The sequence below is a fragment of the Candidatus Microthrix parvicella Bio17-1 genome (genome assembly GCF_000299415.1).
In the GTDB taxonomy this organism is placed as follows: domain Bacteria; phylum Actinomycetota; class Acidimicrobiia; order Acidimicrobiales; family Microtrichaceae; genus Microthrix; species Microthrix parvicella.
This window is the reverse complement of sequence record NZ_AMPG01000004.1, coordinates 204,101-229,750: the sequence shown is the minus strand read 5'-3', so window position 1 is coordinate 229,750 and position 25,650 is coordinate 204,101. Positions and strand designations below refer to the sequence as shown.

The following is a 25,650-nucleotide window of genomic DNA, read 5'->3' as shown; positions in this document are numbered from 1 at the left end:
TCGTGCTCCTCAGTCGTCGATACATGGTGACCAGCGAGGCGAAGGCTGTCCTCACCCAGTCGGGATGAAATGAGATCGGCCACCGGCACCACCGAGTCGCCGTGACGCGACCGGGAGGAGCGTAGGTCCTGGTCGCCGGCGGTGATGGCCTCACTAGGATCGGCCAATGCCCCGGCCCTCTCCAGACCTGGTTGCCGGAAACAACCGGCCCGACGGTTTGCCCGCCCGCCTGGTGATTTTTGGCGCTGCACAGGGCATGGGTCGCTGGCTGGCCGAGCAGGTGTTCGCCAACGTTGCAATGCAGTTGGTGCTCGTCGACGTGTCCCATCATGTCTTCGAGCATCCGGTTGACCGTCCCTGGCGCCGCCCGCCCCTCCGCCTGAAGGTCGCCTACGAGGACGGGCGCCCGGTCTTCACCGATGTCGACGGCACAACCGCCCCGTCGCCGCTCGATCCACCACCGGCGGGACGGCTGGCGTTGTGCCTTGCCGTGCCGGCCGACGCGGTTGACACGATCGCTTCAGCGGTGCTGCCGCTGCCGGCGCCCGGCAGCATCGTCTTCGACGTGACCTCCTCCAAGAACCAGCCGCTGGCCGCCCTGCGCGCCCGGCGTGATGACCTGGCGGTGTTCGGCACCCATCCGCTGTTCGGGCCCCGCGTCCCCGGACCGGCCGGTCAGACGGTGGTGGTGTGCCCGGATCCGGCCGATCCGGAGGCGCACCGGTGGTTGAGCGACCTGTTTGCCACGGCCGGCACGGCGGTACACGAGGTGTCGGCCGAAGAGCACGACCAGGCGATGAGCTGGGTGCAGGCGCTCACCCACCAGGTGTTGATCGTCTTCGCAGGGTTGGTCAGCAGGTCCGAACCTGGAATGGAGGAACTGTGGCGTTTCAGGACCCCGGTCTTCGAAGCGCTGGCCGGGCTGGCCGGCAGGGTGCTGACCCCCAGCCAGGACTCGACGATCGCCGCCATCCAGGCCGGGGTGAACGGGTCGGCCCGGGCCGACGACCTGGCCGAGGCGGTGGCGGCGCTCCAGGTGGCGCTCAGCAGTGGCGACCCAGGTGACACCGCCGGGTTCATCGCCTGGGCCCGCGAGGGCCTGCGGGCCGTGGACCTCAGCCGCCTGCAGGCCACGGCGGAGGATGCGGTCGCCGCCGTGCAACGACTTCGTGCCGATTTGGCGGCGGCCAGGACCAACGGCGTGGTGGTCGGCCTGGTGCCGCGTGACGGCTCTGGGCGACGACCCCACATCGGCACCATCCTGGAGGTCACCAGCACCGACGTGGTACTGCTCGATGCCGTGTTGGGGCCCGACGATGCCGCCGTACTCGTGACCGACGAACCCGGTGCCGCACGGGCCGCCAAGCTTGGCATCGCAGGGAAGGCCAGTCGGGTCACCCTGGCGCTCGCCGGTCACCGCCTGCTGGCCGAGCCCGAGCTGCAACGTTGGCTGGCCGGTCACCTGGCCACCCTTGGGCGGGACGTGAGGTTGGTGGTGCCACCCTCACTGAACGGCGAGGAGTTGGGCCGGATGCTGGCGGCGCTGGTGCCAGGACTGACCGGGGCCACCGTGGTGGCCGATCGCTGGTTTCGTGGGGATCGGGAGTTGATCCTTCGCCTTGGTATCCGGGCCGACACCGACCCCGACCTGACCCGCGACGCGGTGGTCGCCCAGGTGGAGGCGCTGGTGACCCCGCCGCCGGCGGCCGGCGTCGAGACGGTGGCGTACCTCGGTCCGCCCGGCACGTTCACCGAGCTGGCGGCCAGGGCGCTGGCCGCCGAGGCGGCCGGTGACAGTGCCGCGCTGGTGGCGGCACCCTCTGTGGGAGCGGCCCTTGACCGGCTGTCCGACGGCCGGGCCGCCTGGGCCGTGGTGCCGGTGAGCAACACGCTGTCCGGCGGCGTCCGGCCCGCGCTTGAGGCCCTGGCCGCCCGCAGCGGAGAGTTGGCGGTGTCGGGATCACAGGTGGTGGCGGTGAACTTCACCGCGTGGGTGCACCCCGACGACCTCGGCGCCGATCCCGCCGGTGTGGTGAGCCACGAGCAGGCGTTGGCCCAGTGCACCGGCTACCTGGCGTCGCTCGGCGGCGACGACGGGCACATCGAGACGCGGAAGGCCGACTCGACCGCAGAGGCCTGCCGGGTGGTTGCCGACCGGGCCCATCCCGGATGGGTGGCCCTGGCGGGACCCACCACCGGCACCCGGTACGGGCTGGTGGCCGCCGCAGAGGAACTGGCCGACCGCACCGACAGCGCCACCACGTTCGTTTTGGTCAGGCGGGCATCGTCAGGGGCGGGCCGCGGCGGGGACCGGACTGTTGACATCGACCTGGATCTGCCGTCGATCCGGCTTCCCGGCCTGTCACCCCACGAGCCGCCGGCCAGAATTCGAGTGACCGAACGCGGCTGAGGGCGCCTGCCTGCTATTCGGACGGCGTGACGAAGTGGTCGAGTGAGGCGAGCACGCGGGCGGTCTCGATGGCCGCCATCGCTGCGTCAAAGCCCTTGTTGCCGGCCTTGGTGCCGGCCCGTTCGATCGCTTGATCGATGCTCTCGGTCATCAGCACCTCGAAGATCACCGGCACGCCGGTCTCGGCGGCCACCCGGGCGATGCCGGCGGCGGCCTGGCCGGCAACGTGCTCGTAGTGGTCGGTCGAGCCCTTGATCACCGCGCCCAGGGTGATGATGGCGTCGAACGCCCCACTGTCCGCGCAACGGCGGGCGGCCACGGGGATCTCGAATGCACCGGGCACCATCACCACGGTGATGTCAGCCTCGGACACCCCGTGGCGGACCAGACCGTCGCGAGCTCCCTCCAGCAGGCGGCTGGTGATCAGGTCGTTGAAACGCCCCGCGACGATCCCGATCCGCAGGCCGACGCCGTCGAGGTTGCCTTCGATGATTTTCATGAGGTCTCCACTTCGTTGTCCAGGCCGGGCAGCAGATGGCCCATCAACTCACGCTTGGTCTGCAGGTACCGCAGGTTTTCGGGGTTGGGTATCGACTCGATGGGGACCCGCTCGGTGATCTCCAACCCGAAGCCGTCCAGGCCCCCGTACTTGGCCGGGTTGTTGGTCATCAGACGCATGGTGGTGATGCCCAGGTCGTTCAGGATCTGCGAGCCGATTCCGTACTCCCGGGAGTCGACGGGCAGCCCGAGCGCCTCGTTGGCAGCCACCGTGTCGAGGCCCTCGTCCTGCAAGGAGTAGGCCCTGATCTTGTGGCCGATGCCGATGCCTCGCCCCTCGTGGCCCCGCAGGTAGACGACGACGCCCAGGCCGTCCTCCGCCACTTTGGCCATGGCAGCGTCCAACTGCACGCCACAGTCACACCGGAGGCTGCCAAAGACGTCGCCGGTGAGACACTCCGAGTGCACCCTCACCAACACGTTCGACTCACCCGACACGGCGCCCCGAACCAGCGCAACGTGCTGTTCGCCGTCGAGCACCGACTCGTAGGCATAGCAGCTGAAGTCGCCCCAAACCGTTGGGATTCGGGCCTCGCCCACCCGCCGAACCAGCTTCTCGGTCTGGCGACGATGGCGGATCAGCTGAGCGATCGACACCATCAACAGGCCGTGCTCGGCGCAGAACGTCTCCAGGTCGGGCACCCGGGACATGGTGCCGTCGTCGTTGACGATCTCGCACAGCACCCCCGCCGGGGTCATGCCCGCCATGCGGGCCAGATCGACGGCGGCCTCGGTGTGGCCGGCCCGCTTGAGCACGCCACCCTCCGCATAGCGCAACGGGAAGATGTGGCCGGGACGGGAGAGATCGGCCGGACGGGCGGCCGGGTCGATCAACGTTTGGATCGTCGTTGAACGATCGGCAGCCGAGATGCCGGTGGTGACGTTGGCCATCGCATCGACCGTGTAGGTGAAGGCGGTGCGCTGGGACTCGGTGTTGTTGTCGCGCACCATCAGCGGAATCTGCAGCTCGTCGAGGCGTTCGCCGGTGAGTGACACGCAGATGACGCCCGAGGTGTAGCGCACGAAGAAGGCCAACGCCTCGGGCGTGGCCGCCTCGGCGGCGATGATCAGGTCGCCCTCGTTCTCGCGGTCCTCGTCATCGACGACCACGATCGGCTCGCCGCGCGCGATGGCGGCGATCGCCTCCGGCACCGAACAGAACGCGGTGCCCGGCTCGGATGGGTCGGCTGTTGATTCGCTCATGGGTCGCTCCTGGGGGCCCGCTCCGGGCTGGTTGAACCGGCGGAATTGGTGGCACCGGCAAGCATCGATTCGACATATTTGGCCACGACGTCGACCTCCAGGTTCACCCGGTCGCCCACCCGGCGCCCACCCAGGTTGGTCACCTCCGAGGTGTGAGGAATGACGGCCACGGTAAACGACGTGTCGTCCAGTTCGGCCACGGTCAGGCTGACGCCGTCCACCGTGATGGAGCCCTTCGCCACCAGATAGCGGCCGAGCCCCTCGGGAACCGAGACCCTGAGGTCGGGCACCGGCGCCAGCACCTCGGCCGTGGCATCGACATGGCCCTGCACCAGGTGACCGCCGAGCCGATCGGCCAGACGAAGCGGCCGTTCCAGGTTGACCCGGTCGCCCCCCACCAGATCGACCAGACCGGTGCGTTCGAGGGTCTCCGGGGACAGGTCCGCCTCCCACCACTCGTCGCCCCGGGCGACCACGGTCAGACAGCAGCCGTTGACGGCGATCGAATCGCCGAGGGAGGCATCCTCGAGCACCAAGGCGGCCCCGATGCGAATCCGTGCGTCCCTGCGGGACACCAGCGTGCCCAACTCCTCGACGATGCCGGTGAACATGGCGTCAGGCCCCTTCGGCGATGGCTGCATTGGTGGCGAGGTCGTCGCCCGCCTGGTCCGGCGGCGGCGCCAACTCGATGCGCACGTCGTTGCCCAGGCGATCAACCGACACCAGCTCGCCCCGCCAGAGATCACCGATGCTCCAGATGCCCGGCCCGGAGAACAGGCTGCGGGCGTCGTCGCCACCAAACAGGGCGGGCGCCAGGTACAGCATGTAACGGTCGACCAGACCGGCTCGATGAAAGGCCCCGGCAACCGCCGCGCCCCCCTCGATCAGCACCTGGATCATGCCCCGGTTGGCCAACTCGGCCAGGACCTCGTCCGGGTCGCCTGAAAGTTCGAGACACGGGTGCACCAGCGCACCCTCGGGGGCCTCGCCAAGCACCACCCGGGTTGGGTTGTACTCCTCGGGATGGGAGCCGGTGGGAGGCTGCCAGTCGCGCACGGTGAGGTTGGGGTCGTCGCTGCGCACCGTGCCGGCACCGACGATGATGGCGTCGCTCTCGGCCCGCAGCCGGTGTCCGTCGCTGCGGGAGGCGGGACCGGTGATCCACTTGGAGGAACCGTCGGGTGCGGCGGTGTAGCCGTCGAGCGATGAGGCGAGCTTCAGGACGACGAACGGGCGGCCGGTGCGGCGCTGATGCAGGTAGGGCGCCAACTGGGCCTCCACCTTGTCTGCGACGACTCCGACGTTCACTTCGATGCCCGCACGCCGCAGGGCCTCGACGCCGGCGCCATTGGTGCGAGGGTCCGGATCGAGCACTCCGACCACCACCCGGGCCAGACCTGCCGCGATGATGGCGTCGATGCACGGGGGGGTGCGCCCATGATGTGCACACGGTTCGAGGGTGACGTACATCGTTGCCCCGGCCGCCCGGTCGCCCGCACGTTGGATCGCCACCACCTCGGCGTGGGCCTGGCCGGGCGCTCGGGTTGCGCCCGAGATCAGCTCGCCGTCGGCGGTGACCAGGATGGCACCCACCCACGGGTTGGGGGAGGCCACCCAGCGGGCGTCGGCGCCCGCAGCGATGGCGCGCTGCATCAACTCACGGTCGCGGGACGTGGTGGCGCCGTCGCCGGGGCCGCTCATCGGCGACGGATCACGAGGTGGGGTGAGGGCCGTGTGCGCCCGCCAGCAGGGAAACCGCGTGCGGGAGCACGTCGATCACCGCATCGATCGTTTCGATGGCGCCCTTGGTCGAACCCGGCAGGTTCAGGATCAGCGCGCGGCCCCGCACCCCGGCGACGCCCCTCGACAACCTGTTGAGCGGCGAAGCGCCGGCCATGGCGTTGGTCAGGCCAGGCGCCGTCTTGTCGAGGATGCGGCGCGTGCCCTCGGGGGTCTCATCACGATGACCAAAGCCGGTGCCACCGGTGGTGGCGATGATGCCGACGAAGTTCAGCGCCATGTACGACAGCGTGTTGGAGACGCGCTCCACGCCGTCGGCGATGACCCGGTGCTCCAACACCTCAAACCCCGCAGACTCCAGATGCTCCACCAGCGTCACGCCTGAGAGATCCTCACGGGTACCCGCCACCACGCCATCGGACACGGTCACCACCTTCGCCTGAGGCTTGGGCGATTGATTTTTTTGAGATGCGTCGGTGGTCCCGGCGTCGTCGGTCATCGGTCTCCTTTGCTGTGCTTCCTCGAGAACTCTGCTGACCCGCGGTGCTGATCTACGGTGCCGGCGGCGACAACCGGCCCGATCATGAAGCGCGTCAACCGACGATGTTAGTGCCGAGGGGCTCGGTGGAGGGTAGCCAGCGCCATGCCGTCGGTGCCCGCACGCTGCGGCAACAGCAGCGCGACCGGGCCGTCGCTCTGCCACGGATCGCTCGGGGGTGCCACAGCGCTGAACTCGGGGTGTGCATCGAGGAAACGCTCGACCACCTCGGGGCCCTCAGCCCGGGTGAGTGTGCAGACGCTGTAGGTGAGTGAGCCGCCGGGTGCCACCAGGGGGGCCGCCGCGGCCAGCAGCCGGCCTTGGAGCGCGGCGAGGTTCGCCGGGGACTCCGGCTCGACCCGCCAGCGCAGGTCGGCGCGTCGGTGCATCACGCCGAGGCCGGAACACGGGGCGTCCACCAGCACCCGCTGGGCGCATCCGGGACGAAGCGGCACGGCGGTGCCGTCCGCCTGCACGGTGTGCACCGCGCTGCCCAGCCTGGCCGCGTTGTCGGCCACCAACCGTGCCCGGTGGGCCAACAGGTCCGAGGCGATCACCGTCGCTCCGGTCGCCGCCAACCCTGTGGCCTTGCCGCCCGGCGCGGCGCACAGGTCGAGCACCAGCTCACCGGGCCGGGCCCCGACCGCATCGACCACCCAGCCCGAGGCCCGGTCCTGGGTGTAGCCGTCGGCCCGCTTGGTGGGCGCCACCGGCTGGTTCATCGCCTCGAGGGCCTCGCGAGCCGTCGTGGCGCCCAGGTCGGCGGTCAAACGGTCGACGATCCAGTCGGGGTAGGACAGCTCCTCACCCAATGAGGCCCAGCGCGGTGGACCGGATCGAACGACGTTGCGCAACACCGCATTGACCAGGCCGCGCCAGCGCTTGGGTACAGCGCCGACCGTGGTGCTGACCGCTGCGTGGTCGGGAAAGCCGACCTCCAGCTGGTAGGCACCGAGGTGCAGTGCCCGCACCGCCACGTCCGCCGGGCGACGGTCGAGAAACGGGTCGACGATGGCCGCCAGGCGTCGGCGTTGACGCACGGTGCCATAGGTCAGCTCGGTGACCAGCCTGCGATCGGCATCACCAAGATCGCTCCGGTCCAACGCCCTGGGCACCACCAGGTTGGCCCAGGCGCCGTCGTCGTCGATACGTGCCAGCAGGTCGAGCGCCAACCGGCGGGGCGCCACGCCGGGCGCGGCGGCACCCGAGGGCGAACGATCGCGCTCGTTACCCACCCAGGTGCTCCCCGTGCTCCGGCCGATAGCCGCGAAGAAACGCCTTGGCCTCCTGGCGGGCCCGGCCGGCCAACTGCACCTCGACCAGGCGGAGGCCGCCGGACGCGGTACCAACCACGTCGCCGTGCAGCTCGCCCGGCGGCGGCGTGGCCAACACCTCTTCGGCCTCCCACACCTTCAAACGCTCGCCCCGGATCGTCGTCCATGCGCCGCCCACCCGGACCTGGCGCCCCAACTGCTCGGCGCTGACGTCACCGAAGCGCAGCAGCAGGTCATCGCCGGAGATCTTGGAGGCGTAGGTGGATTCACCCACCTGGGGCTGAGGATCGGTGAGCCCGTCGGCCAGCGCCGCGACCAGCAGGGCGGCCCCGTGCTCACTCAGGTCGGAGCGGAGTTCGCCGGCGGTGGCCTCGGGCCCGATCGGCACCGACACCTCCGCGTAGATCGGGCCGGTGTCGAGGCCCTCCTCCACGCCCATGACCGCAACACCGGTGCGGTCGTCGCCGGCGAGCAACGCCCGCTCCACCGGGGCCGCACCGCGCCAACGGGGCAGCAGCGAGAAGTGCAGGTTGACCATCGCCAGCCGCGTCAACAGCGGGAGTCGAAGCAGTTGCCCGAAGGCAACGACCACCCCCAGGTCGGCACCTTCGTCGACGGCGCTCTCCACGTCGGCCAGGTCGTCGGTCACCTTCAGGCCCAGTTCGAGGGCGGCGGCCTTCACCGGGGTGGGCGTGGGCTCGCCACGCCGTTTGCGCCGACGGTCGGGCGCGCTGACAACGAGATCAACGCGATGTCCGGCCTCAACCAGCGCCCGCAGCGGCGCAACCGCCTCGGGTGGTGACCCGAGGTAGACGATGCCCCGCGGGCTCACCGGAGGCCTCGGTAACGCGGCGCCCTGATCGCTCAGATCGTTCCGGGAGGCTGAATTCACCGGTTCCGGGCTCATGAACTCCCGCCGAAGAGCACATCGCGCGACAGCCGCCTGCGCGAGCGCTCCGGCAGTTCGTCGGGGCCGCGCTCCCCCATCATCATCTGACGCACCGCCCGTTTGGCCTCCTTGCGCTGGTCGGCCTCCAGGTGGTCCAACAGCAGCACCCCGTCGAGGTGGTCCAGCTCGTGTTGGATGAGACGGGCGGCAAACTCGTCGGCCTCCCAGTCGACCTCGTTGCCGTCCAGGTCGATGCCCCGCACGTGAACGCGCTTCGGTCGGCTGATCTCAAAGTACAGGCCCGGAACCGAGAGGCAACCCTCGTCGAAGAGCCACTCGCCATCGGATTCGACGATTTCGGGATTGATCAAGGTTTGAGCGCCGACCTCGTCCTGCAGGTCGTACACGAAAAACCGGGCCTTGATGCCCACCTGCGGCGCCGCCAGGCCCGCTCCGGGCGCCTCGTACATGGTCTGGGCCATGTCCTCGGTAAGGCGCACCAGGCGCTCGTCGATCTCGGTGACCTCTTCCGAGCGCTGGCGCAGCACGGGGTCGCCGACGATGCGGATGCGTGACGCGGTCATCACCCCAGGCTACCGCCGTCGGCGTTCACTTCGAAGTTCGCCGCAGGCGGGGACGCCTCGCCGTACACTCCCCCGGTGAACCAGCAGTACTTCAGCTCCAAGCCCGATTCCCGACGTCGCCCCCGGGAGGTGGAGGTGGTGCTCGACGGTGACCGCCTGAGCTTCACCACCGATGCCGGGGTGTTCTCGCCGGGTCGTCTCGACCTGGGCTCGGCCACGCTGTTGGCTCTGGCGCCGCCCGCCGACGCCGAAGCCCGCGTTCTGGTCGACCTTGGCGCGGGCTGGGGTCCGCTGAGCGTCGCCCTGGCACGCCGTCACCCCACCGCCACGGTGTGGGCGGTGGAGACCAACGATCGAGCGCGTGAACTCTGTTCCGCCAACGCTCAGCGCCACGCACCGGGCCGGGTGCGCACGGTGGGGCCCGACAACGGCCCCGACGAACCGATCGACCTGCTGTGGTCCAATCCCCCGGTTCGCATCGGCAAGGACGAGCTGTACCGGTTGCTCGACTCGTGGCTCGACCGGCTTGCCCCGAATGGCCTCGCGGTGCTGGTGATGAGCAAGAACCTGGGCGGCGACTCACTGCATCGGCACCTGGAGGAGCGCGGCCATCCGGTGGAACGACTGGGTTCCAAGGCCGGGTACCGGGTGTTGGCCGTGCGTCCGACGAACTCGATCATCGGCGCCTGACCGACATCGCGCCCTGAGAGCGGCCGCGTTACAGGCGCATGGGGTCGACGCGGAGTCGCAGGCGTCCCGGCGGGCGTTCCACCTCGGCCAGCACGCCACACAGTCGTTCGGCATCGGCCGCCCGCACCAGCCAACGCCCGTCTGCGGGGTTGATCACCTGAACCTCCGGGGGGCTCCCGGCTTCGTCATCGAGCACCTGTCGGAGGCGTTCGACGTACGCGGGCGCCGCGGCCCCGGCGACCTCGGCTACCGAACCGAAGGGCGGATAGCCCAGCATGGCCCGCCGCTCGGTTTCCGCCGCGGCGGCAAGCCCAGGTTGAGCGAGCGCCACCGAACGCAGCACCACGTGATCGGGTATGCGGGAAGCAACGATGATCCTGCCGCCGCCGCTTCGCGACCCGACCAGGCGCGCACCCCTGGCCAGGAGCGCCAGGGCCTGATCGGCGGCGCGGTAGCGAGGTGCCAGCAGTTCCTGATCGATGTCGAGAAACACGACGAGGTCGGCGGAGCCGGCTCGGTGCAGCACCGCCTCGGTACCCACCACCGGCCCTCGATCGGGCAGGCGGGTGCCGGTGCCGGCCGCGCCGGAGGCTTCGTGCACCGTCACGCCGAGCAACGCCGCCGCCTCCTCGGCCACCCGGGTCACCCCGACCCGCAGGTTGGCGAAGGCGGTGCCCCGACACGCCAGACACACCTCGGGGCGCACCGAGTCGCAGCGCGGGCAGGTGAACGTGTGCTCCTCCAACCGGATCGCAGCGGCCTCACAGCGCTCGCACGCGGCCGTGGCCCCACAGTTTCGACAGACCGACAGGCGGGACCGTCCGGTGCGGTTGAGGACGAACACCGGTCGCTCCGCCGCCCGGGCGGCAGCCACGATTCGTTCGGGGAAGAGCCCCGCCCGAGGGTCCTCCGCCCGAAGATCGATGACCTCCAACCGTGCCCAACCCGCCCGCTCGACGCTGCGGGGCAGTTCGATGAGTGGCCCCAGGTTCAGCGCCTCCTGGCTGGGGGTTGGCGACACCAACAGCAACGGGATCCCCAGACGATGGCTTCGCTCCACCAGCACCTCGCGTGCGTGCCAACTTGGCGAGCCCTCCTCCTGGAGGGATTCGTCGTGCTCGTCCAACACGATGACCACCCCGAGGTCGGGTTGGGGCGAGAACGCGGCGGCACGGGTGCCGACCACCGTGCAGCCGCCCGCTGCCGCCGCCGGCCACGACCTGTCAAAGGGCACGGCGTTCAGCCCGAATTGCCGAAGCCGCCGGGTGATCCGCACCACATCGGCCTGCGTCGGCACCACCACCAGCCCCGGACCGTCGGCGGCGCGACCCGCCAGGGCCGCCTCGACCAGCGCGCCCTGGTCGCCGGCCGGCGGCAACCGGAGCGTGGCCACCGCGTGACGCAGCGACCATCGCACCGCCTCGGCGAGCGGGTCGTGAGCGCTCTGGGACGTGGCTGCCGGGCTTGACGTTGGGGGGCTTGGCTCAGGCAGGCTTGGCACCGCTCGATGGGGGCCGGCCGTGCCCAGAAACGTGGCCAGGCGGCCGGCCCAACGGTGTGCGGCCCAGCGGCAGAGGTCGATCACCTCGGCCGGCGGGCCGTATCCGGTGATCGTGCGAATGGGCCGAGGGATGACCCCGGGTGGGGGCGTGACATCACAGTCGAGAACCCACCCACCAACCGGACGTCCGGCCAGGGCGACGCGCACCATGGAACCTACCCGCAGCGCGCCGGCCATTCCTTCAGGAACCACGTAGTCGAACGACCGGCCGATGCGGGCCGGTTCGGGCAGCACCCGGACCACCCGACCGGCGACCGGTGGTGTGCGTTGTGCGTCGTGCTGGTCGTCCGCAGGCCGCAGCTCAGCATCCTCAAACGGAAGCTGAGGCGCGTTGGGGTCGGGTGCGGACGACGAGCTCAGAGCCCCAACGCCGAGCGGAGGTCGTCCGCACGGTTGGTCAGCTCCCAGGTGAAGCCGTCGCCGGTGCGCCCGAAGTGGCCGTAGGCGGCGGTCTCCCGGTAGATCGGGCGGCGCAGGTCGAGGTCGCGGACGATGGCCCCGGGGCGGAGGTCGAAGATGTCGCGCACGGCGGCTTCGATCTTCGCGTTCTCCACCGTTTCGGTGCCGAAGGTCTCGACCAGGATCGAGATCGGGTGGGCCATGCCGATTGCATAGGCAACCTGCACCTCACAGCGGGTGGCGGCGCCGGAGGCCACCACGTTCTTGGCCACCCAGCGGGTGGCGTAGGCCGCGGAGCGGTCGACCTTGGACGGGTCCTTACCGGAGAATGCCCCGCCGCCGTGGCGGGCGGAGCCGCCGTAGGTGTCGACGATGATCTTGCGACCGGTCAGGCCGGCGTCGCCGACGGGTCCGCCGATGACGAAGCGACCGGTCGGGTTGACGAACACCTCGAAGTCGTCGCCCCGAAACTGCTCGGGGATGGTGGGGTTGATCACCGACTCGATCAGGTCAGGGCGGATGTCGGCATCACGATCGACGCCCTCGTTGTGTTGGGTGGAGATCAGTACGGTCTTCAGGGCGACCGCCTGACCGTCCTCGTACTCGAAGGTGACCTGGGTTTTGGCGTCGGGGCGCAGGTACGGAATGGTGCCCGCCTTGCGAACCTCGGCCATGCGCTCGGCCAGGCGGTGCGCCGTGTTGATCGGCAGCGGCATCAGCTCTGGGGTTTCGTCGCAGGCGTAACCGAACATCATGCCCTGGTCGCCCGCACCCTGCTGGTCGAGCTGATCCTCCTCGCCGGCGGTGCCCGAACGCACCTCCTCGGAATCGTCGACGCCCTGAGCGATGTCGGACGACTGCTCGTCGATGGCCACCAGAACGCCACAGGTGGAGCCGTCGTAGCCGACGTCCTCGCGGTCGTAGCCGATGTCACGGATGGTCTGGCGAACGATCGACTGAATGTCGACGTAGGCCTTGGTGGAGATCTCGCCGGCGACGATGGCCAGGCCGGTGGTCACCATCGTCTCGCAGGCCACGCGTGAATCGGGATCCTGAGTCAGGAGGGCGTCGAGCACCGAGTCGGAGATCTGGTCGGCCATCTTGTCGGGGTGACCCTCGGTCACCGACTCTGACGTGAATGTCCACTTGGCCACGTTGGGGCTCCTTCTACATCTAGCTGTTCGAGGGCGAATTCGTCCGGGGGTGAATGGTAGGTGACGCCCGCCACCGGGCCGAAGTCGATGGAGGCGGGCGACACCTCAGGCCGAGGTTCCAGCCGGGTCGGGCGGGTGGGAAAACGCCGCAGCCGCCGCATCCAGAACCCGGCCGGCCACCGCAACCTTGTCGGTTAACGGCACCCGAACGCGCGCACCGGAGCGGCTGAGGATGAGCACCTCGTTGGTGTCGTGAGCGAACCCCACGCCCTCGGCGCCGACGTCGTTGGCGACCAGCAGGTCGACGCCCTTGCGTTCGAGTTTGGCCTTGGCGTTGGCCTCGACGTCGTTGGTCTCCGCAGCGAAGCCAACCAGGATCTGATGAGGTGTCCGTCGTCGCCCAAGCTCGGCCAGGATGTCAACGGTCGGGACCAGTTCGATGCTGGGCGTCCCGTCGGTCTTCTTGAGCTTGGAGGTGGCCACCGTCGCCGGGGTGAAGTCGGCGACGGCCGCCGCCATGATCACCAGGTCCGTCGCTGCGGCCGCGGCGAACACCGCATCGGCCATCTGGGCCGCCGAGGTCACCTGATGGCGTTCGATGCCCGGCGAGGATTCGATGGTCGACGTGGTCACCAGCGTGACCTCGGCGCCCCGACGGTGCGCCTCCTCCGCCAGGGCGTGGCCCTGCTTGCCCGTCGATCGGTTTGCGAGGTACCGCACCGGGTCGATGGCCTCCTGGGTTCCACCGGCGCTGACCAGCACCCGGCGCCCGGCAAGTGGTCCGGCGGTCGGGCCCCCTGCGGCGCCCAACAGGAGTTCGGTCACCCGGGCCGCAATGTGCGCGGGCGCCGCCAGGCGTCCCTCGCCGACATCGCCACCGGCCAGCCGGCCGGCCTCGGGGTCCACCACGTGCACCCCGCGACGCCGAAGCAGCGCCAGGTTGTCGACCACCGCCGGGTGCCGCCACATCTCGGTGTGCATCGCAGGGGCCACCATGACGGGCGCCTCGGTGGCCAACAGCGTGGCCATGAGCAGGTCGTCCGATCTGCCCGTGGCCAAATCGGACAGCAGCCGAGCCGTGGCGGGCGCAACCAACACCAGATCGGTGCGTTGACCCAGCCTGGTGTGCGGGATTGGATGGTGACCGTCGAACAACCTGGTCTGCGCCGGTTCCGACGCCAGCGCAGCGAAGGTGGCCGCACCGATGAAACGCTGAGCGCCCTCGGTCAGCACCGGTGCGACGTACGCGCCGGCGTCGATCAGACGCCGGCAGAGTTCCACCGCCTTGTACGCGGCGATGCCACCGGTGACGCCGAGTACCACGTGCTTGCCCGCAAGTGGTGGGTGATTGCCCGACTCTGACGCCGACACGATGCGGGAGGCCTCAGCCGGTCAGCTGACCGGCGTGGCCGAATCGTCGTCGTTGGCACCGACGTTGCCCGGATGGACCACGTGGCCCTCTTCGTCCAGCTCGACACCCTCCGGGTTTGCCCGGCCGGGTGCGTTCACCGCCAGGATCTTGTCGGCGGCGATCTCTTCAAAGGCGATCGACAGCGGCTTGGCGGCGTTCGACGCAACCTGGGGCGGAATGGATCCACCGCTGGTCCGTCCCAGCTCGTGAACGTAGTTGTTGATCTGCCGGGCTCGGCGGGATGCCAGGGTGACCAGGGAGAACTTGGAGCCGGCCCGTTCGAGTAGCCCTTCAACCTGGGGTTCGATCATGGTGTCGTGGCGGTTGCTCATGAACCTGACAGCTCCTCGTTTGCTCAGAATCGGTGTGCGCTGCGGTACGCGGCGACCGTCAATGATAGCCCAGCCGGCGGGCCTTGTTGGACCGGGTGGTGGCGATCAAACGTTGAAGTTCGGCCACGGTGGCATCCAGGTCGTCGTTGATCACGACGTCGCAGCCCAACTGGAGCGCCGCCGCCACCTCCTCGTCGGCCTTCAACAGGCGCTGGGCGACCCGCTCGGGATCATCCCCACGGCGGCGAAGGCGTGCCTCCTGCTCCAACCGGCTGGGAGTATCGATGAAGACACAGCGCGCGTCGGCCCAGCGTTCGCGCACCGAGCGGGCACCGGCCACGTCGACCTCGAAGATCACATCGTGGCCTTCCGGAGGCGTGGGTAGGGGCGAGCCCTGGCAATAGTCGAGAAACCTCACCCATTCGAGAAACCCCCCGGCGGCGGCGTGGGCTGCAAACTCCTCGGGCGTGGCCCAGCGGTAGGCGTCGGCCGACTCGCCCCGTCGTCGGGCCCGGGTGGTCCAGGACCGACTCAGCCACAGGCGATCGTCCTCTGCCAGCAGGCGCTGCACCACCGTGCCCTTGCCCGCGCCGCCCGGGCCCGAGATCACCACGATCGCCGGGTCGGCGAGGTCGCCGGCGGCCACCGCGTCGGGGTCGGGTTTGGCGGCGTCGGCACACACAGCCTCCAGGCGTCGTCGTTCGGCGCCGTCGAGGCGCCCCAACGTGACCGAGTGCGACAGGTCCAGCGAGTCGAGCGCACGCCTGGTGAGCACCTTCTTGGCCCCGGGCCTGGCCTCGAGGGCGGGCAGCAGCTTGAGCTGGGCGACCAGCGGGTCCCGGTCGGCCTCGATCCAGAGCTCCCCGAGCGTCATGGCGTCCTCGGAGAGTGCGTCGAGCACCTGCGCCCACCGCTGTCTGGCGGCGGTGACCCAGTGCAGTGCCCCAGCCAGGTCGGTACCCGTCGTCACGCGAGGGCCCGGCTCACCTCGTCGGCGATCGAGGCGGCCGCCGCCTCCGGATCGTCGGCATGGGTGACGGCTCGACCGATGACCAGCAGGTCGGCGCCCGCGCGGATTGCGTCCCCCGGGGTGGCCGCCCGGGCCTGATCGTGGGTCTCGGTGCCGGCCTGGCGGATCCCGGGCACCACACGGGTCATGCGGGGGGCGAGGGTGAAGGCGTCGTGCAGGTCGGACGCCGCCAGGACGAGGCCTCCACACCCGGCCTCCATCGCCCACCGCATCCGCTCGGGGGCCACGTGGTCCAGTGCGGTGTCGTCGCTGGTGAGCACGGTGACGGCAAGCGCCTTGGGCGCGGTCTGGCCGGCGTTCGCTGCGCCCTCGGCCAGGCCCTCGACTCCGGCCCGCATCATGTCGACGCCGCCGTGGGCGTGCAGTGTCAGGAACGTGGCGCCCAGCCCGCCGAGCACGCGGGCGGCCCGGCCAACCGTGGTGGGGATGTCGTGCAGTTTCAGGTCGCAGAACACGTCGAAACCAAAGTCGGTGAGGTTGGCGATGGCGTTGGGCCCGGTGGCCGAAAACAACTCGAGGCCCACCTTCACCACGCCGAAGTACGGCATCAGCGCAAGGGCGCTGCGCTCGGCCTGCACCATGTCGTCGGTGTCCAGCACCAGGCACATGCGGTTGCGGACCGAGGGCGGTGCCCAATGTGGTTCCTGCGGCGAGTCCTCGGGTGCGGTTGAGGGCTGCGCCGCCACTCCGGTCGGCACCGACACGCCACCCTGGTGGGCATCGGTCAGGTCCACGACGAGGTCCTCGTCGACGTCAGGCACCAAGGGGTTGTTGGGGGGTTGCTCGTTCATGGCTTGGGTGACCTCCGTCGTGATGGCGCCTCGCACACGCAGGCGCCGAGCGTAGTTGCAGAAGCAGCGCCCTTTGTTGGGCAACGATGGGCTGCGCTACCGATGGGAGGCCCCGCACAGCTCGGCAACCGAGGTGACGCCGTGATCGTGGCACCAACGTGTGAGGTCGTCGAGCACCCGCTGGGGGGCCCGGGGGTCGGCGAAGGTGGCCGTGCCCACCTGCACCGCCGAGGCACCGGCCATCAGCAGCTGGACGGCCGAATCGGCGTCGCACACGCCCCCGGCGCCGATGATCGGCAGCTGCGGCAAGGCGCGGGCCACGTCCCACACGGCCCGCACCGCGATGGGACCCATGCCAGGGCCCGACACCCCTCCCCCGCCCCCGCCCAGCACCGGACGGCGGGTCTCGATGTCGATGACCAGGCCCAGCAGCGTGTTGGTGAGCGTGACGGCGTCGGCCCCGGCCTCGGCGCACGCGGTCGCCACCTGCACCAGCCGGTCGGTGTTGGGTGACAGCTTGGCCCAACGGGGCAGGCCGGCAACCGCCGTGGCCGCCATCACCTGTGCTGCGGCCGGTGCGTCGTGGGCGAACATCGACTTGCCGGCCAGGTTGGGACACGACAGGTTGACCTCGAGGGCAACGATCGCCCCGGGCTGATCGTGCCGGCCGACCAGGACCGCCAGGGCCTCGGCGGCCTCGGCGTAGTCCTCAATGCTGCGGCCCCAGATCGACACGACCACCCGGGCGCCCGCTCGCTGCAGCTGCGGCAGCTCAGCGTCGGCCCAGGCTGCCAAACCGGGCCCTTCCAGACCCACCGAGTTGATCATGCCGGTGCTGAGCGGATGCACCCTGGGTGCGGGGTTTCCGGGCCACGGGTCGACCGACAGCGACTTCACCACCACGGCGCCGAGACGCGACAGGTCGACGAATGCGCTCAGCTCGGCACCATGACCCGCGGTGCCGGCGGCACACATCACCGGGTTCGGCAGGCTCACGCCGCCAACGGTGGTGGTCAGGTCGACGGTCGGCGGCTCAGCGACGATCGCCGGGCTCCCCACCGCGGTTGGAATCATCGTCGCTCGACTCGGCACGTGCCGGGTCGTCCCGGTCGAGGTCGTCCCGGTCGATCCCCGCCTGGTACTCCTGAAGCGTCCGGACCCGCAGGGGGTGCGCAAGTTGGTCGGACATGCCGCGCACGGCGGCCGACGCGGCCGACACGGTGGTCATCAACGGCACGTTGTGGCGTCCGGCCGCCTCGCGAATCTCGTGGCCGTCAGCGCGGGGCCCACGGCCGCGTGGGGTGTTGATCACCAGACCGATGTCGCCGTCGGCGATCAGTTCCGGTGCGGTGGGGCCCTCAACGCCGTCGTCGCTGTCTGCAACCTTGGTGATCCGGCTCGTCACGGCGATGCCGGCCTCCTCGAGGGCCAGCGCCGTGCCGCCGGTGGCCATCAGCTCGAAACCCAGGCCCACCAGCCCCCGTGCCACGTCCATGCCGGCCGGCTTGTCCCGGTCGGCCAGTGAGAGGAACACGCAGCCGTCGGTGGGCAGGTGGTCACCGGCGGCCAGTTGAGCCTTGGCGAACGCCAGGCCGGGGGTGAGGTCGATGCCCATCACCTCGCCGGTCGAGCGCATTTCGGGGCCCGGAAGCGGGTCGGCCTCGGGGAACCGGTTGAACGGCAACACCGCCTCTTTGACGGCATAGTGATCGCCCGACGACACGTCGCCCAACAGGCCATCCTCACGCAACTCGGCGAGGGTGGCGCCGGCCATCACCCGCGCCGCGATCTTGACCAGCGGTCGGCCGGTGGCTTTGGCAACGAACGGCACGGTGCGGCTGGCGCGGGGGTTGGCCTCGATCACGAACACCTGGGCCGCGTCGGGATGGTTGCCGGTTCGCTTGACCGCGAACTGCACGTTGATCAGACCTTTGACGTCGAGAGCCGTGGCAATTCGCCGGGTGGCATCGCTCAGCACGTCGATGACGCCGTCGCCCAGGGTGACCGGCGGGATGATGCAGGCCGAGTCGCCCGAGTGCACCCCGGCCTCCTCGACGTGCTCCATGATGCCGCCGATGATCACGTCACCGGATGCGTCCCTGATGGCATCGACGTCCACCTCGGTGGCGTCCTCGAGGAAGCGATCGACGAGCACGGGCCGGTCGGCCGACAGGCCGCCCTCGCGCCCGAGCGAGCCCTCCTGGGTCAACGCGCCCCACGCCCGGGCCAGGTCGTCGTCGTCGTAGACGATCTCCATCGCCCGTCCGCCCAGCACGTAGCTGGGCCGGACCAGGGCCGGGTAGCCGATGCGCTCGGTGACGCCGAGTGCGCCCTCCAGCGTGGTCGCCGTGCCCCCCGGCGGCTGGGGAATCTCGAGCTGGGCGCACAGCGCACCCCAGCGATTGCGATCCTCCGCCAGGTCGATCGATGCGGGCGAGGTACCCAGGATCAGCTCCTCGGGCAGGTCTCCCGCCAGCTTCAGCGGAGTCTGCCCACCGAGCGAGACGATCACCCCGGCCACCGGACCCGCCTCCGACTCGGCATCGATCACCGACTGGACGTCCTCCAACGTGAGCGGTTCGAAGTAGAGACGCGTGGAGGTGTCGTAGTCGGTCGAAACCGTCTCGGGGTTGCAGTTCACCATCACGGTGTCGTACCCCGCGTCGCGCAGGGCAAAGCTGGCATGCACGCAGCAATAGTCGAACTCGATGCCCTGGCCGATTCGGTTGGGCCCCGAACCGAGGATCAACACCCGGGGGTTCTCGGACGGGCGCACCTCGGTCTCGTCCTCCCAGGTGCTGTAGTGATACGGGGTGTCAGCCTCAAACTCGGCGGCACAGGTGTCCACCGTCTTGTAGGTGGGCACCACCCCCGCGGCCAGCCGGGCCGAGCGAACGGTGGACTCCTCGACGCCCCAGATGTGGGCCAGCTGGGCGTCGGCGTAGCCCAGCCGCTTCGCACGGCGCCACCCCCTGCGGTCGAGCGATTCGGCGGTCGCCGCCCGCAGCGTCGGGCGCTCCTCGTAGATCGTCAACATCTCGTCGAGGAACCACGGGTCGATCGCCGTCAGCTCGGCAACCCGCTCCACGCCCCAGCCGCGGCGGAGCGCCTCTCCCACCTCGAAGATCCGCTCGGGGGTTCCGACGCCGACGCGCCCGGCCAGTTCAGCGTCGCCGACGCGGGCCAATGCGTCCTCGGTGGGATCGGCCCCCAGGCCCAGATGGCCACTCTCCAGGCTGCGCATCGCCTTTTGCAACGACTCGGCGAAGGTGCGGCCGATGGACATCACCTCGCCCACCGCCTGCATCTGCGTGCCCAGCACCTCGGGAACGCCGGGGAACTTCTCAAAATTCCAGCGGGGAATCTTGGTGACGACGTAGTCGATCACCGGCTCGAAACACGCCGGGGTCTTCTCGGTGATGTCGTTGGGGATCTCGTCCAACGTGTACCCGACCGCCAATCGGGCTGCGATCTTGGCGATCGGAAAGCCGGTGGCCTTGCTTGCCAACGCGGAGGACCGGCTGACCCGCGGGTTCATCTCGATCACCACCAGCTCGCCGTTGGCCGGGTTGACGGCGAACTGCACGTTGGACCCGCCGGTCTCCACGCCCACCCGGCGGATGCAGGCGAAGGCGGCGTTTCGCATCGTCTGATACTCGACGTCGGACAGGGTCTGAACCGGGGCGACGGTGATCGAGTCGCCGGTGTGCACCCCCATCGGGTCGAGGTTCTCGATCGAGCACACGATCACGCAGTTGTCGGCGGCGTCGCGCATCACCTCGAGCTCAAACTCCTTCCAGCCAAGGATCGACTGCTCGATCAGGATCTCCGAGATCGGGCTGGCCTCAAGGCCGCGCAGGGCCAGGCGGGTGAACTCTTCGGGGGTCGAGGCGATGCCGGTGCCCTTGCCACCGAGGATGTAGGCGGGACGGATGATCACCGGCAGCCCGAGTTCGGCCGCAATCACCTCGGATTCGGCCAGGTCGTGGGCCACGCCCGAGGCGGGCACGCTGAGCCCGATCTCGATCATGGCGTCCTTGAACTGCGAGCGATCCTCGGCGGTGGCGATCGACTCGGCGTTGGCGCCGATCAACTCGATGCCCAGGCGGTCGAGCGTGCCGGCCTCGTGCAGCTCCATCGCCAGGTTCAGCGCCGTCTGCCCACCCAGCGTGGCCAGCACCGCGTCGGGGCGCTCCCGCTCGAGGATGGCGGTCAGCACCTCCACATCGAGGGGCTCCACGTAGGTGGCGTCGGCAAAGTCGGGGTCGGTCATGATCGTGGCCGGATTGGAGTTGGCCAGAATCACCCGGTACCCCTCCTCCCGCAGCACGCGGCAGGCCTGGGTGCCCGAATAGTCAAACTCACATGCCTGACCGATGACGATCGGCCCGGAACCGATCAGCAGGATCGACTCGAGGTCGTTACGACGGGGCATGGGTGCCTCCGTTGAATGTGGCTGCGAGGCGCACGGATCGGGCGGGGGCGCCAAGAAGCGCCGGGCGGATTCGGGGGGAGGCCATCGAAGCGGGCAACTTAGCAGCCGACAGGAAGTGGGCGAACTTCAACCTTCCGGTCGCCCGGTGCCGCGCGGCTAGTTGTTGCCGAGCGCCTCGATGTAGGCGATCACCTGGTCGATCTGGGTGTCGTCCAGCGGCACCGTGGGCATGAGCGGCTTGAAACCCTCCACCACCTCGGCGGACGGTTCCTTGATGGCCCGTTCCAGATAGGCGCGGTCTGCGGTGACTTTGGAGCCATCCTCCAGCGTCACCTGCGAACCTGCCAGCCCGGCCCAGCTGGGACCGTGGATGGCCACGCCGGGCGAGCTGGAGTGGCATTGGGCGCAGCCCAGGTCGCGAGCCACGCCCTCGCCCCGGGCCGCTTCGCCGGTGAACGTGGACTCATCGCCACCACCGCAGGCTCCCAACATCAGGGCGGCGGACGCCACGGTCAGGACGGTGACGGCGACGCGTCGACGCCGGGTACGGGAAGGCCGGGACATGCTCATCGGGGCCAACCGTACCCGCTCCACATGGCAGGATGGGGGTCATGCGGTTCACCGTCACCCAGCGCTTCCCCACCTCCCGCGACGAGGTGCTGGGCATGTACACGGGAACCGACATGTGGTCGCAGCTTTCGGGGTTCACCAAGGTTTCGGCCCCCGAGGTCGTCGACCACTCCCGGGCGGGTTCACTGGTCACGTTGCGGCTGCGATACCGATTCATCGCCGGCCTGCCGGCAGCCGCCACGGCGGTGATCGATCCACGAAAGCTCGTCTGGGTGGAGGAGACGGTGACCGACCTTGGCAACGGCACCGCAACCGTGTCGTTTCGCCCCGAGCACTACGCCAACAAGCTCTCGGCCACAGCCCGGGTGGACTACGGCGAGGCCCGCGGTTCAGCCACCCGACGGGTGGTGGGCGACCTGAAGGTGAACGTGTTCCTCGTCGGGTCTCAGGTGGAACGGGCGATCTCGTCGGGTCTCAGCGAGCACCTGGCCGAGGAGGAACGCGCGGTGCTCAGCCTGCTCGACGCGTAGCGACCACCCGGGGAGCCGGGCTGTGGCTTACGTGGCCTTGCGGTCCATCATCTCGGCGAACCGATCGAACAGGTAATGACTGTCGTGTGGGCCCGGGCCCGCCTCGGGGTGATATTGGATTCCAAGGGCGGCGACGTCGGTGCCGATGAACCCCTCCAGCGTCTGGTCGTTGAGGTTCACGTGCGTCAGTTCCACGCCCTGGATTCCCTCCGGGTTCACGCAGTAGTTGTGGTTCTGACTGGTGATCTCGATGGAGTTGGTCAGCTGGTCCTGCACCGGGTGGTTGCCACCATGATGGCCAAAGGGCAGCTTGTAGGTGCTGGCACCCAGGGCGGTCGCCAAAAGCTGGTGGCCCATGCAGACGCCGAAGACGGGGACCCGGCCGAGGAGCTCGGCGATCATGGCGGGCGCGTGGGTCACGGCCGCCGGGTCGCCAGGGCCGTTGGACAGCAGCACGCCGTCGGGTTCGAGGGCGAGAATGTCGTCGGCGCTGAAGCCGGCGGGCACCACCGTGACCCCGGCGATCGGCTGAAGGTGAGCGAACAGGCTGCGCTTGATTCCGTAATCCACCGCCACCACCCTGCGAGGGCCGCCCGCAAGTTCGTAGGGCTTCGACGTGGTGACCACACGGGTCAGGTCGGTGTCGTCGGTTCCCAACGCGCCCGCGGCGGCGGCACGCACCTCGGCCTCCGATGCGGTGCCGAACGCGCCGGGCACCGCGCCGTGGTTACGCAGGTGCCGGGTCAGCCGGCGGGTATCCACCCCGGCGATCCCCGCGATGCCGTGCCGCTTCAGCCAATCCTCCAGGCTCGCCTCGGCCCGCCAGCTGCTGTGGCGCCTGGCCAAATCGCGCACCACCACACCGGCGCACCGCGGAGTTGGAGATTCGTCATCGGCACCGGCAGAGCCATAGTTACCGATGTGTGGATAGGTGAACGTCACGATCTGTCCGGCGTAGCTGGGGTCCGACAGCACCTCCTGATAACCCGCAAGCACGGTGTTGAACACCACCTCACCGGTGCTGACTCCGCCTTCGGGCCGGGCACCGATCGCCTCGCCCTCAAAGAGCGATCCGTCGCTCAACACCAGTGCTGCCTCGGTCACGCTCACGCCAGTCCTCCCAGTTCATTCCATCCGTCGGCCGGGTGGGTTCCGCCGGACACCGTACCGGCGGACGGGGCGGCACCCGGAACCAGCGCCGGAAGGCGGGGAGCTCCGACCGGCCGCCGACTCAGCGTTGGGCCACGCCGGCGATCACCACAGGCTCGCCGCCACACACCGTGTGACGCACCCGGCCGCTGACCCGGCGCCCCACGTACGGCACGTTGCGGCTGCGGGAGGCGCCGCCGGAGTCGTCGATGGTCCAGGCCGCAGCCGTATCGATCACGCACAGGTTGGCGTGTTCCCCCACCGCCACCGGGCGCCCCTGCTCGGGCATTCGTGCGATCTGGGCGGGTCGCACCGACATCAGCTCGATCAGCCGGTGGAGGGGAAGGTCCAGCTCGGTCAAGCCAAGGGCCAGCGCGTACTCCAGGCCCAACATGCCGGGAGGCGCCTGGTCGAAGGGCAGCTCCTTGCTGTCGGGGGTGTGCGGCGCGTGGTCGGTGGCGATCGCGTCGATCGTGCCGTCGGCCAGGCCGGCTTTGACCGCTGCGACGTCCTCGTCGGTGCGCAGCGGCGGGTGCACCTTGAACGTTGGGTCGTAGCCGCCGCAGGCATCGTCGGTGAGCGTGAAGTGATGCGGGGCCGCCTCGGCGGTGACCGCTTGACCGGCCGCCTTGGCCGCCCGCACCAACGCCACCGAGCGGGCGGTGGACAGGTGCAGGAAGTGAACCGGAGTGCCGGTGAGGCGGCTCAGGGCGATGTCGCGCATCACCATCAACTCCTCGGCCTCCGACGGCTGCCCCGACAGGCCCAGCCGGGCGGAGGTCGCGCCCTCGTGCATGCAGGTGCCCTGCGACAACGAGGTGACCTCGCAGTGTTGGGCCAGGATCACGCCCAGTCCTCCCGCATACTCCAGGGCACGGCGCATCAGCGCGTCGTCCTGGACCCCGGTGCCGTCGTCGGTGAACAGGGTGACGCCCAGTTCGGCCATCTCGGCCATTGGAGCGAGGGTCTCCCCCGCCCGGTCGACGGTGATGGCGCCGGAGGTGTGCACGGCGCACGGTGCGCTCCGCCCCAGCTCCAGCACCTCGCGCACCACCTCGGCCGAATCGATGGTCGGCGTGGTGTTGGGCATGGCCAACACGGCCGTGTAGCCGCCAAGCGCTGCGGCCCTGGCCCCCGTCTCGATCGTCTCGGCCTCCTCCTTGCCCGGCTGACGAAGATGCGTGTGCAGGTCGACCAGCCCTGGGGCCACCACAGCGTCCGAGCAGTCCAGGGTGACGTCGGCTTCAGCCTCGCCGGCCTCGGCGCCGATCGCCGCCACCAGGCCGTCGCGTACCAGCACGTCCGCGCGTTGGCCGATGTCGCCTCCACGACTCCATGGACGTCCTCCCACCAGCTTCACGATCGGCTTCGAACTGCTCATCTGCGTTCCCTCAATCTGTGCTCGCTCAATCTGGGCTCATTCACGAATGATCTTCGGCGACCGTGGCCGCCTGGTCACCGGACAGCGCCCAGAACAGCACGGCCATGCGGGTGGGTACCCCGGCGGCAACCTGTGCGGTGATCAGCGAGCGGGGGTCGTCCGCGGCCTCCGGGGAGATCTCCACGCCGCGCACCATCGGCCCGGGATGCATGATGTGAGCCGATGGTGCCAACATCCCAAGCCGTCGTGCGGTCAGCCCGTAGGAGGCGGTGTACTCCCGCAGGGTGGGGATGAGCGCCTCGGCCATGCGTTCGCGCTGGATGCGCAGCACGTACACCACGTCGGCGTCGGCAAGTGCGGCGTCGAGGTGGTGACCGACCTTCACCGGAAAGGTGTCGGTGGCGGGCGGCAACAGCGTGGGGGGCGCCACCAGGGTGACCTCGGCACCCAGCGCCGTCATGGCCTCGATGTTGGAGCGGGCCACCCGGCTGTGGCGAACATCGCCCACCATCACGATGCTGAGGCCGTCGAGTGCGGCGGCGCCGGACCGGTCGAGGCGGCGGGTCAAGGTGTACGTGTCGAGCAACGCCTGGGTGGGGTGACCGTGTTGGCCGTCGCCGGCGTTGATCACCGATGCGTCGGTCCAGCCACTGATCTGATGGGGCACGCCGGAGGACCGGTGGCGTACCACGTAGGCGTCCACCCGCATGGCGTCGATCGTCTCGATCGTGTCGCGTACCGACTCGCCCTTACTCATCGATGAGCTGCCCGCCGAGAACCCCATCACGTCGGCCGACAGGCGCCGGGCTGCGGCCTCGAAGCTCAGCCGGGTGCGCGTGGAGTCTTCAAAGAAGCAGCTCACCACCGTGCGACCTCGCAGCGCGGGGCTCTTGGGAATGGGTCGACCGCTCACCTCCACCATGCGGTCGGTCAACGCATGCAACTCCTCGATGCCGCTGCGACCGAGCGAGGAGATGTCGAGCAGATCGGTCAATGTTCCACTCCCGCCAGGGGGTGTCGG

Annotated in this window: 23 protein-coding genes; 3 read left to right on the top strand and 20 right to left on the bottom strand. The window is 69.7% G+C overall.

From position 1 onward, the window contains the following. The first annotated feature begins 166 nt into the window (after nt 1–166). Nucleotides 167–2,410 carry a prephenate dehydratase domain-containing protein gene (locus tag MPARV_RS23030; RefSeq protein WP_012229407.1) on the top strand — a complete coding sequence of 748 codons (2,244 nt, stop codon included), beginning with the start codon at nt 167–169 and terminating at the stop codon, nt 2,408–2,410. A 13-nt stretch (nt 2,411–2,423) separates the two neighbouring features. Here the strand turns inward: MPARV_RS23030 and ribH are convergent, their stop codons facing one another. The 8 genes from ribH to def form a co-directional block, all read right to left on the bottom strand. Further along, nucleotides 2,424–2,909: a 6,7-dimethyl-8-ribityllumazine synthase gene (ribH, locus tag MPARV_RS0116795; protein ID WP_020379084.1), complete on the bottom strand. Its 486-nt coding sequence runs from the start codon at nt 2,907–2,909 to the stop codon at nt 2,424–2,426. Then, complete coding sequence (locus MPARV_RS0116790) at nt 2,906–4,171, bottom strand: bifunctional 3,4-dihydroxy-2-butanone-4-phosphate synthase/GTP cyclohydrolase II (protein ID WP_012229405.1); 1,266 nt, start codon at nt 4,169–4,171, stop codon at nt 2,906–2,908. The genes ribH and MPARV_RS0116790 overlap by 4 nt, the downstream gene beginning before the upstream one ends. Further along, complete coding sequence (locus MPARV_RS0116785; protein ID WP_012229403.1) at nt 4,168–4,782, bottom strand: riboflavin synthase; 615 nt, start codon at nt 4,780–4,782, stop codon at nt 4,168–4,170. The genes MPARV_RS0116790 and MPARV_RS0116785 overlap by 4 nt, the downstream gene beginning before the upstream one ends. A gap of 4 nt (nt 4,783–4,786) precedes the next feature. Continuing rightward, nucleotides 4,787–5,872 (bottom strand): bifunctional diaminohydroxyphosphoribosylaminopyrimidine deaminase/5-amino-6-(5-phosphoribosylamino)uracil reductase RibD, encoded by a 1,086-nt coding sequence (gene ribD, locus MPARV_RS0116780; RefSeq protein ID WP_012229402.1) that lies wholly within the window; start codon nt 5,870–5,872, stop codon nt 4,787–4,789. Between the two features lie 10 nt (nt 5,873–5,882). After that, on the bottom strand, nt 5,883–6,410 hold the full coding sequence (locus MPARV_RS0116775) for a MogA/MoaB family molybdenum cofactor biosynthesis protein (RefSeq protein WP_020379083.1): 528 nt from the start codon (nt 6,408–6,410) through the stop codon (nt 5,883–5,885). Between the two features lie 107 nt (nt 6,411–6,517). Then, complete coding sequence (locus MPARV_RS0116770) at nt 6,518–7,684, bottom strand: transcription antitermination factor NusB (RefSeq protein ID WP_012229398.1); 1,167 nt, start codon at nt 7,682–7,684, stop codon at nt 6,518–6,520. Continuing rightward, a complete protein-coding gene (locus tag MPARV_RS21610; RefSeq protein ID WP_020379082.1) occupies nt 7,677–8,555 on the bottom strand; it encodes a methionyl-tRNA formyltransferase in 879 nt (292 codons plus the stop codon). The genes MPARV_RS0116770 and MPARV_RS21610 overlap by 8 nt, the downstream gene beginning before the upstream one ends. A 71-nt stretch (nt 8,556–8,626) precedes the next feature. Beyond that, nucleotides 8,627–9,196: a peptide deformylase gene (gene def / locus MPARV_RS0116760; protein ID WP_012229394.1), complete on the bottom strand. Its 570-nt coding sequence runs from the start codon at nt 9,194–9,196 to the stop codon at nt 8,627–8,629. Nucleotides 9,197–9,271: 75 nt separating this feature from the next. Here def and MPARV_RS0116755 point away from each other — a divergent pair, with 75 nt between their 5' ends. Further along, nucleotides 9,272–9,886: a class I SAM-dependent methyltransferase gene (locus MPARV_RS0116755; RefSeq protein ID WP_012229393.1), complete on the top strand. Its 615-nt coding sequence runs from the start codon at nt 9,272–9,274 to the stop codon at nt 9,884–9,886. A 28-nt stretch (nt 9,887–9,914) separates the two neighbouring features. On the opposite strand, the gene MPARV_RS0116750 is transcribed toward MPARV_RS0116755, so the two are convergent. The 9 genes from MPARV_RS0116750 to MPARV_RS0116710 all read right to left on the bottom strand — a co-directional run bounded on the left by MPARV_RS0116750 (nt 9,915) and on the right by MPARV_RS0116710 (nt 21,569). After that, entirely contained in the window at nt 9,915–11,681 is a 1,767-nt protein-coding gene (locus tag MPARV_RS0116750; RefSeq protein WP_157789697.1) for a primosomal protein N' family DNA-binding protein, read from the bottom strand. A gap of 122 nt (nt 11,682–11,803) precedes the next feature. Continuing rightward, complete coding sequence (gene metK, locus MPARV_RS0116745; protein ID WP_012229390.1) at nt 11,804–13,000, bottom strand: methionine adenosyltransferase; 1,197 nt, start codon at nt 12,998–13,000, stop codon at nt 11,804–11,806. A gap of 105 nt (nt 13,001–13,105) precedes the next feature. Then, nucleotides 13,106–14,371, bottom strand: a complete 1,266-nt coding sequence (gene coaBC / locus MPARV_RS0116740; protein WP_020379080.1) for a bifunctional phosphopantothenoylcysteine decarboxylase/phosphopantothenate--cysteine ligase CoaBC — start codon at nt 14,369–14,371, stop codon at nt 13,106–13,108. A 21-nt stretch (nt 14,372–14,392) separates the two neighbouring features. Next, nucleotides 14,393–14,743, bottom strand: coding sequence for a DNA-directed RNA polymerase subunit omega (gene rpoZ, locus MPARV_RS0116735; protein ID WP_012229387.1), 351 nt, complete (start codon nt 14,741–14,743; stop codon nt 14,393–14,395). Nucleotides 14,744–14,801: 58 nt separating this feature from the next. Further along, nucleotides 14,802–15,713 carry a guanylate kinase gene (locus MPARV_RS23025; protein WP_020379079.1) on the bottom strand — a complete coding sequence of 304 codons (912 nt, stop codon included), beginning with the start codon at nt 15,711–15,713 and terminating at the stop codon, nt 14,802–14,804. After that, nucleotides 15,710–16,564 carry an orotidine-5'-phosphate decarboxylase gene (pyrF, locus tag MPARV_RS0116725; RefSeq protein WP_200865164.1) on the bottom strand — a complete coding sequence of 285 codons (855 nt, stop codon included), beginning with the start codon at nt 16,562–16,564 and terminating at the stop codon, nt 15,710–15,712. Before pyrF ends, MPARV_RS23025 begins: the two co-directional genes overlap by 4 nt. Before the next feature lie 96 nt (nt 16,565–16,660). Then, nucleotides 16,661–17,638 carry a dihydroorotate dehydrogenase gene (locus tag MPARV_RS0116720; RefSeq protein WP_020379078.1) on the bottom strand — a complete coding sequence of 326 codons (978 nt, stop codon included), beginning with the start codon at nt 17,636–17,638 and terminating at the stop codon, nt 16,661–16,663. Beyond that, on the bottom strand, nt 17,598–20,999 hold the full coding sequence (gene carB, locus MPARV_RS0116715; RefSeq protein WP_020379077.1) for a carbamoyl-phosphate synthase large subunit: 3,402 nt from the start codon (nt 20,997–20,999) through the stop codon (nt 17,598–17,600). The genes MPARV_RS0116720 and carB overlap by 41 nt, the downstream gene beginning before the upstream one ends. A 156-nt stretch (nt 21,000–21,155) precedes the next feature. After that, nucleotides 21,156–21,569, bottom strand: a complete 414-nt coding sequence (locus MPARV_RS0116710; RefSeq protein ID WP_012229383.1) for a c-type cytochrome — start codon at nt 21,567–21,569, stop codon at nt 21,156–21,158. 41 nt (nt 21,570–21,610) lie between these two features. On the opposite strand from MPARV_RS0116710, the gene MPARV_RS0116705 reads away from it, so the two are divergent. Continuing rightward, on the top strand, nt 21,611–22,099 hold the full coding sequence (locus MPARV_RS0116705) for a DUF2505 family protein (protein ID WP_012229382.1): 489 nt from the start codon (nt 21,611–21,613) through the stop codon (nt 22,097–22,099). Nucleotides 22,100–22,126: 27 nt separating this feature from the next. Here MPARV_RS0116705 and carA read toward each other — a convergent pair whose 3' ends face one another. The 3 genes from carA to MPARV_RS0116690 all read right to left on the bottom strand — a co-directional run bounded on the left by carA (nt 22,127) and on the right by MPARV_RS0116690 (nt 25,623). Next, entirely contained in the window at nt 22,127–23,209 is a 1,083-nt protein-coding gene (gene carA, locus MPARV_RS0116700) for a glutamine-hydrolyzing carbamoyl-phosphate synthase small subunit (RefSeq protein ID WP_020379074.1), read from the bottom strand. A 121-nt stretch (nt 23,210–23,330) separates the two neighbouring features. Continuing rightward, nucleotides 23,331–24,629 carry a dihydroorotase gene (locus MPARV_RS0116695; RefSeq protein ID WP_012229380.1) on the bottom strand — a complete coding sequence of 433 codons (1,299 nt, stop codon included), beginning with the start codon at nt 24,627–24,629 and terminating at the stop codon, nt 23,331–23,333. A 40-nt stretch (nt 24,630–24,669) separates the two neighbouring features. Further along, nucleotides 24,670–25,623: an aspartate carbamoyltransferase catalytic subunit gene (locus tag MPARV_RS0116690; RefSeq protein ID WP_012229379.1), complete on the bottom strand. Its 954-nt coding sequence runs from the start codon at nt 25,621–25,623 to the stop codon at nt 24,670–24,672. Between the last annotated feature and the right edge of the window lie 27 nt (nt 25,624–25,650).

What these genes read in the sequence shown, in the direction of transcription:
- MPARV_RS0116705 (WP_012229382.1), top strand. Translation starts at nt 21,611, where the DNA reads ATGCGGTTCACCGTCACCCAGCGCTTCCCCACCTCCCGCGACGAGGTG.
- MPARV_RS0116695 (WP_012229380.1), bottom strand. Translation starts at nt 24,629, where the DNA reads ATGAGCAGTTCGAAGCCGATCGTGAAGCTGGTGGGAGGACGTCCATGG.
- pyrF (WP_200865164.1), bottom strand. Translation starts at nt 16,564, where the DNA reads ATGAACGAGCAACCCCCCAACAACCCCTTGGTGCCTGACGTCGACGAG.
- MPARV_RS0116720 (WP_020379078.1), bottom strand. Translation starts at nt 17,638, where the DNA reads ATGATTCCAACCGCGGTGGGGAGCCCGGCGATCGTCGCTGAGCCGCCG.
- MPARV_RS0116790 (WP_012229405.1), bottom strand. Translation starts at nt 4,171, where the DNA reads ATGAGCGAATCAACAGCCGACCCATCCGAGCCGGGCACCGCGTTCTGT.
- MPARV_RS0116710 (WP_012229383.1), bottom strand. Translation starts at nt 21,569, where the DNA reads ATGAGCATGTCCCGGCCTTCCCGTACCCGGCGTCGACGCGTCGCCGTC.
- MPARV_RS0116785 (WP_012229403.1), bottom strand. Translation starts at nt 4,782, where the DNA reads ATGTTCACCGGCATCGTCGAGGAGTTGGGCACGCTGGTGTCCCGCAGG.
- def (WP_012229394.1), bottom strand. Translation starts at nt 9,196, where the DNA reads ATGACCGCGTCACGCATCCGCATCGTCGGCGACCCCGTGCTGCGCCAG.
- ribD (WP_012229402.1), bottom strand. Translation starts at nt 5,872, where the DNA reads ATGAGCGGCCCCGGCGACGGCGCCACCACGTCCCGCGACCGTGAGTTG.
- MPARV_RS23030 (WP_012229407.1), top strand. Translation starts at nt 167, where the DNA reads ATGCCCCGGCCCTCTCCAGACCTGGTTGCCGGAAACAACCGGCCCGAC.
- MPARV_RS0116775 (WP_020379083.1), bottom strand. Translation starts at nt 6,410, where the DNA reads ATGACCGACGACGCCGGGACCACCGACGCATCTCAAAAAAATCAATCG.
- ribH (WP_020379084.1), bottom strand. Translation starts at nt 2,909, where the DNA reads ATGAAAATCATCGAAGGCAACCTCGACGGCGTCGGCCTGCGGATCGGG.
- carB (WP_020379077.1), bottom strand. Translation starts at nt 20,999, where the DNA reads ATGCCCCGTCGTAACGACCTCGAGTCGATCCTGCTGATCGGTTCCGGG.
- rpoZ (WP_012229387.1), bottom strand. Translation starts at nt 14,743, where the DNA reads ATGAGCAACCGCCACGACACCATGATCGAACCCCAGGTTGAAGGGCTA.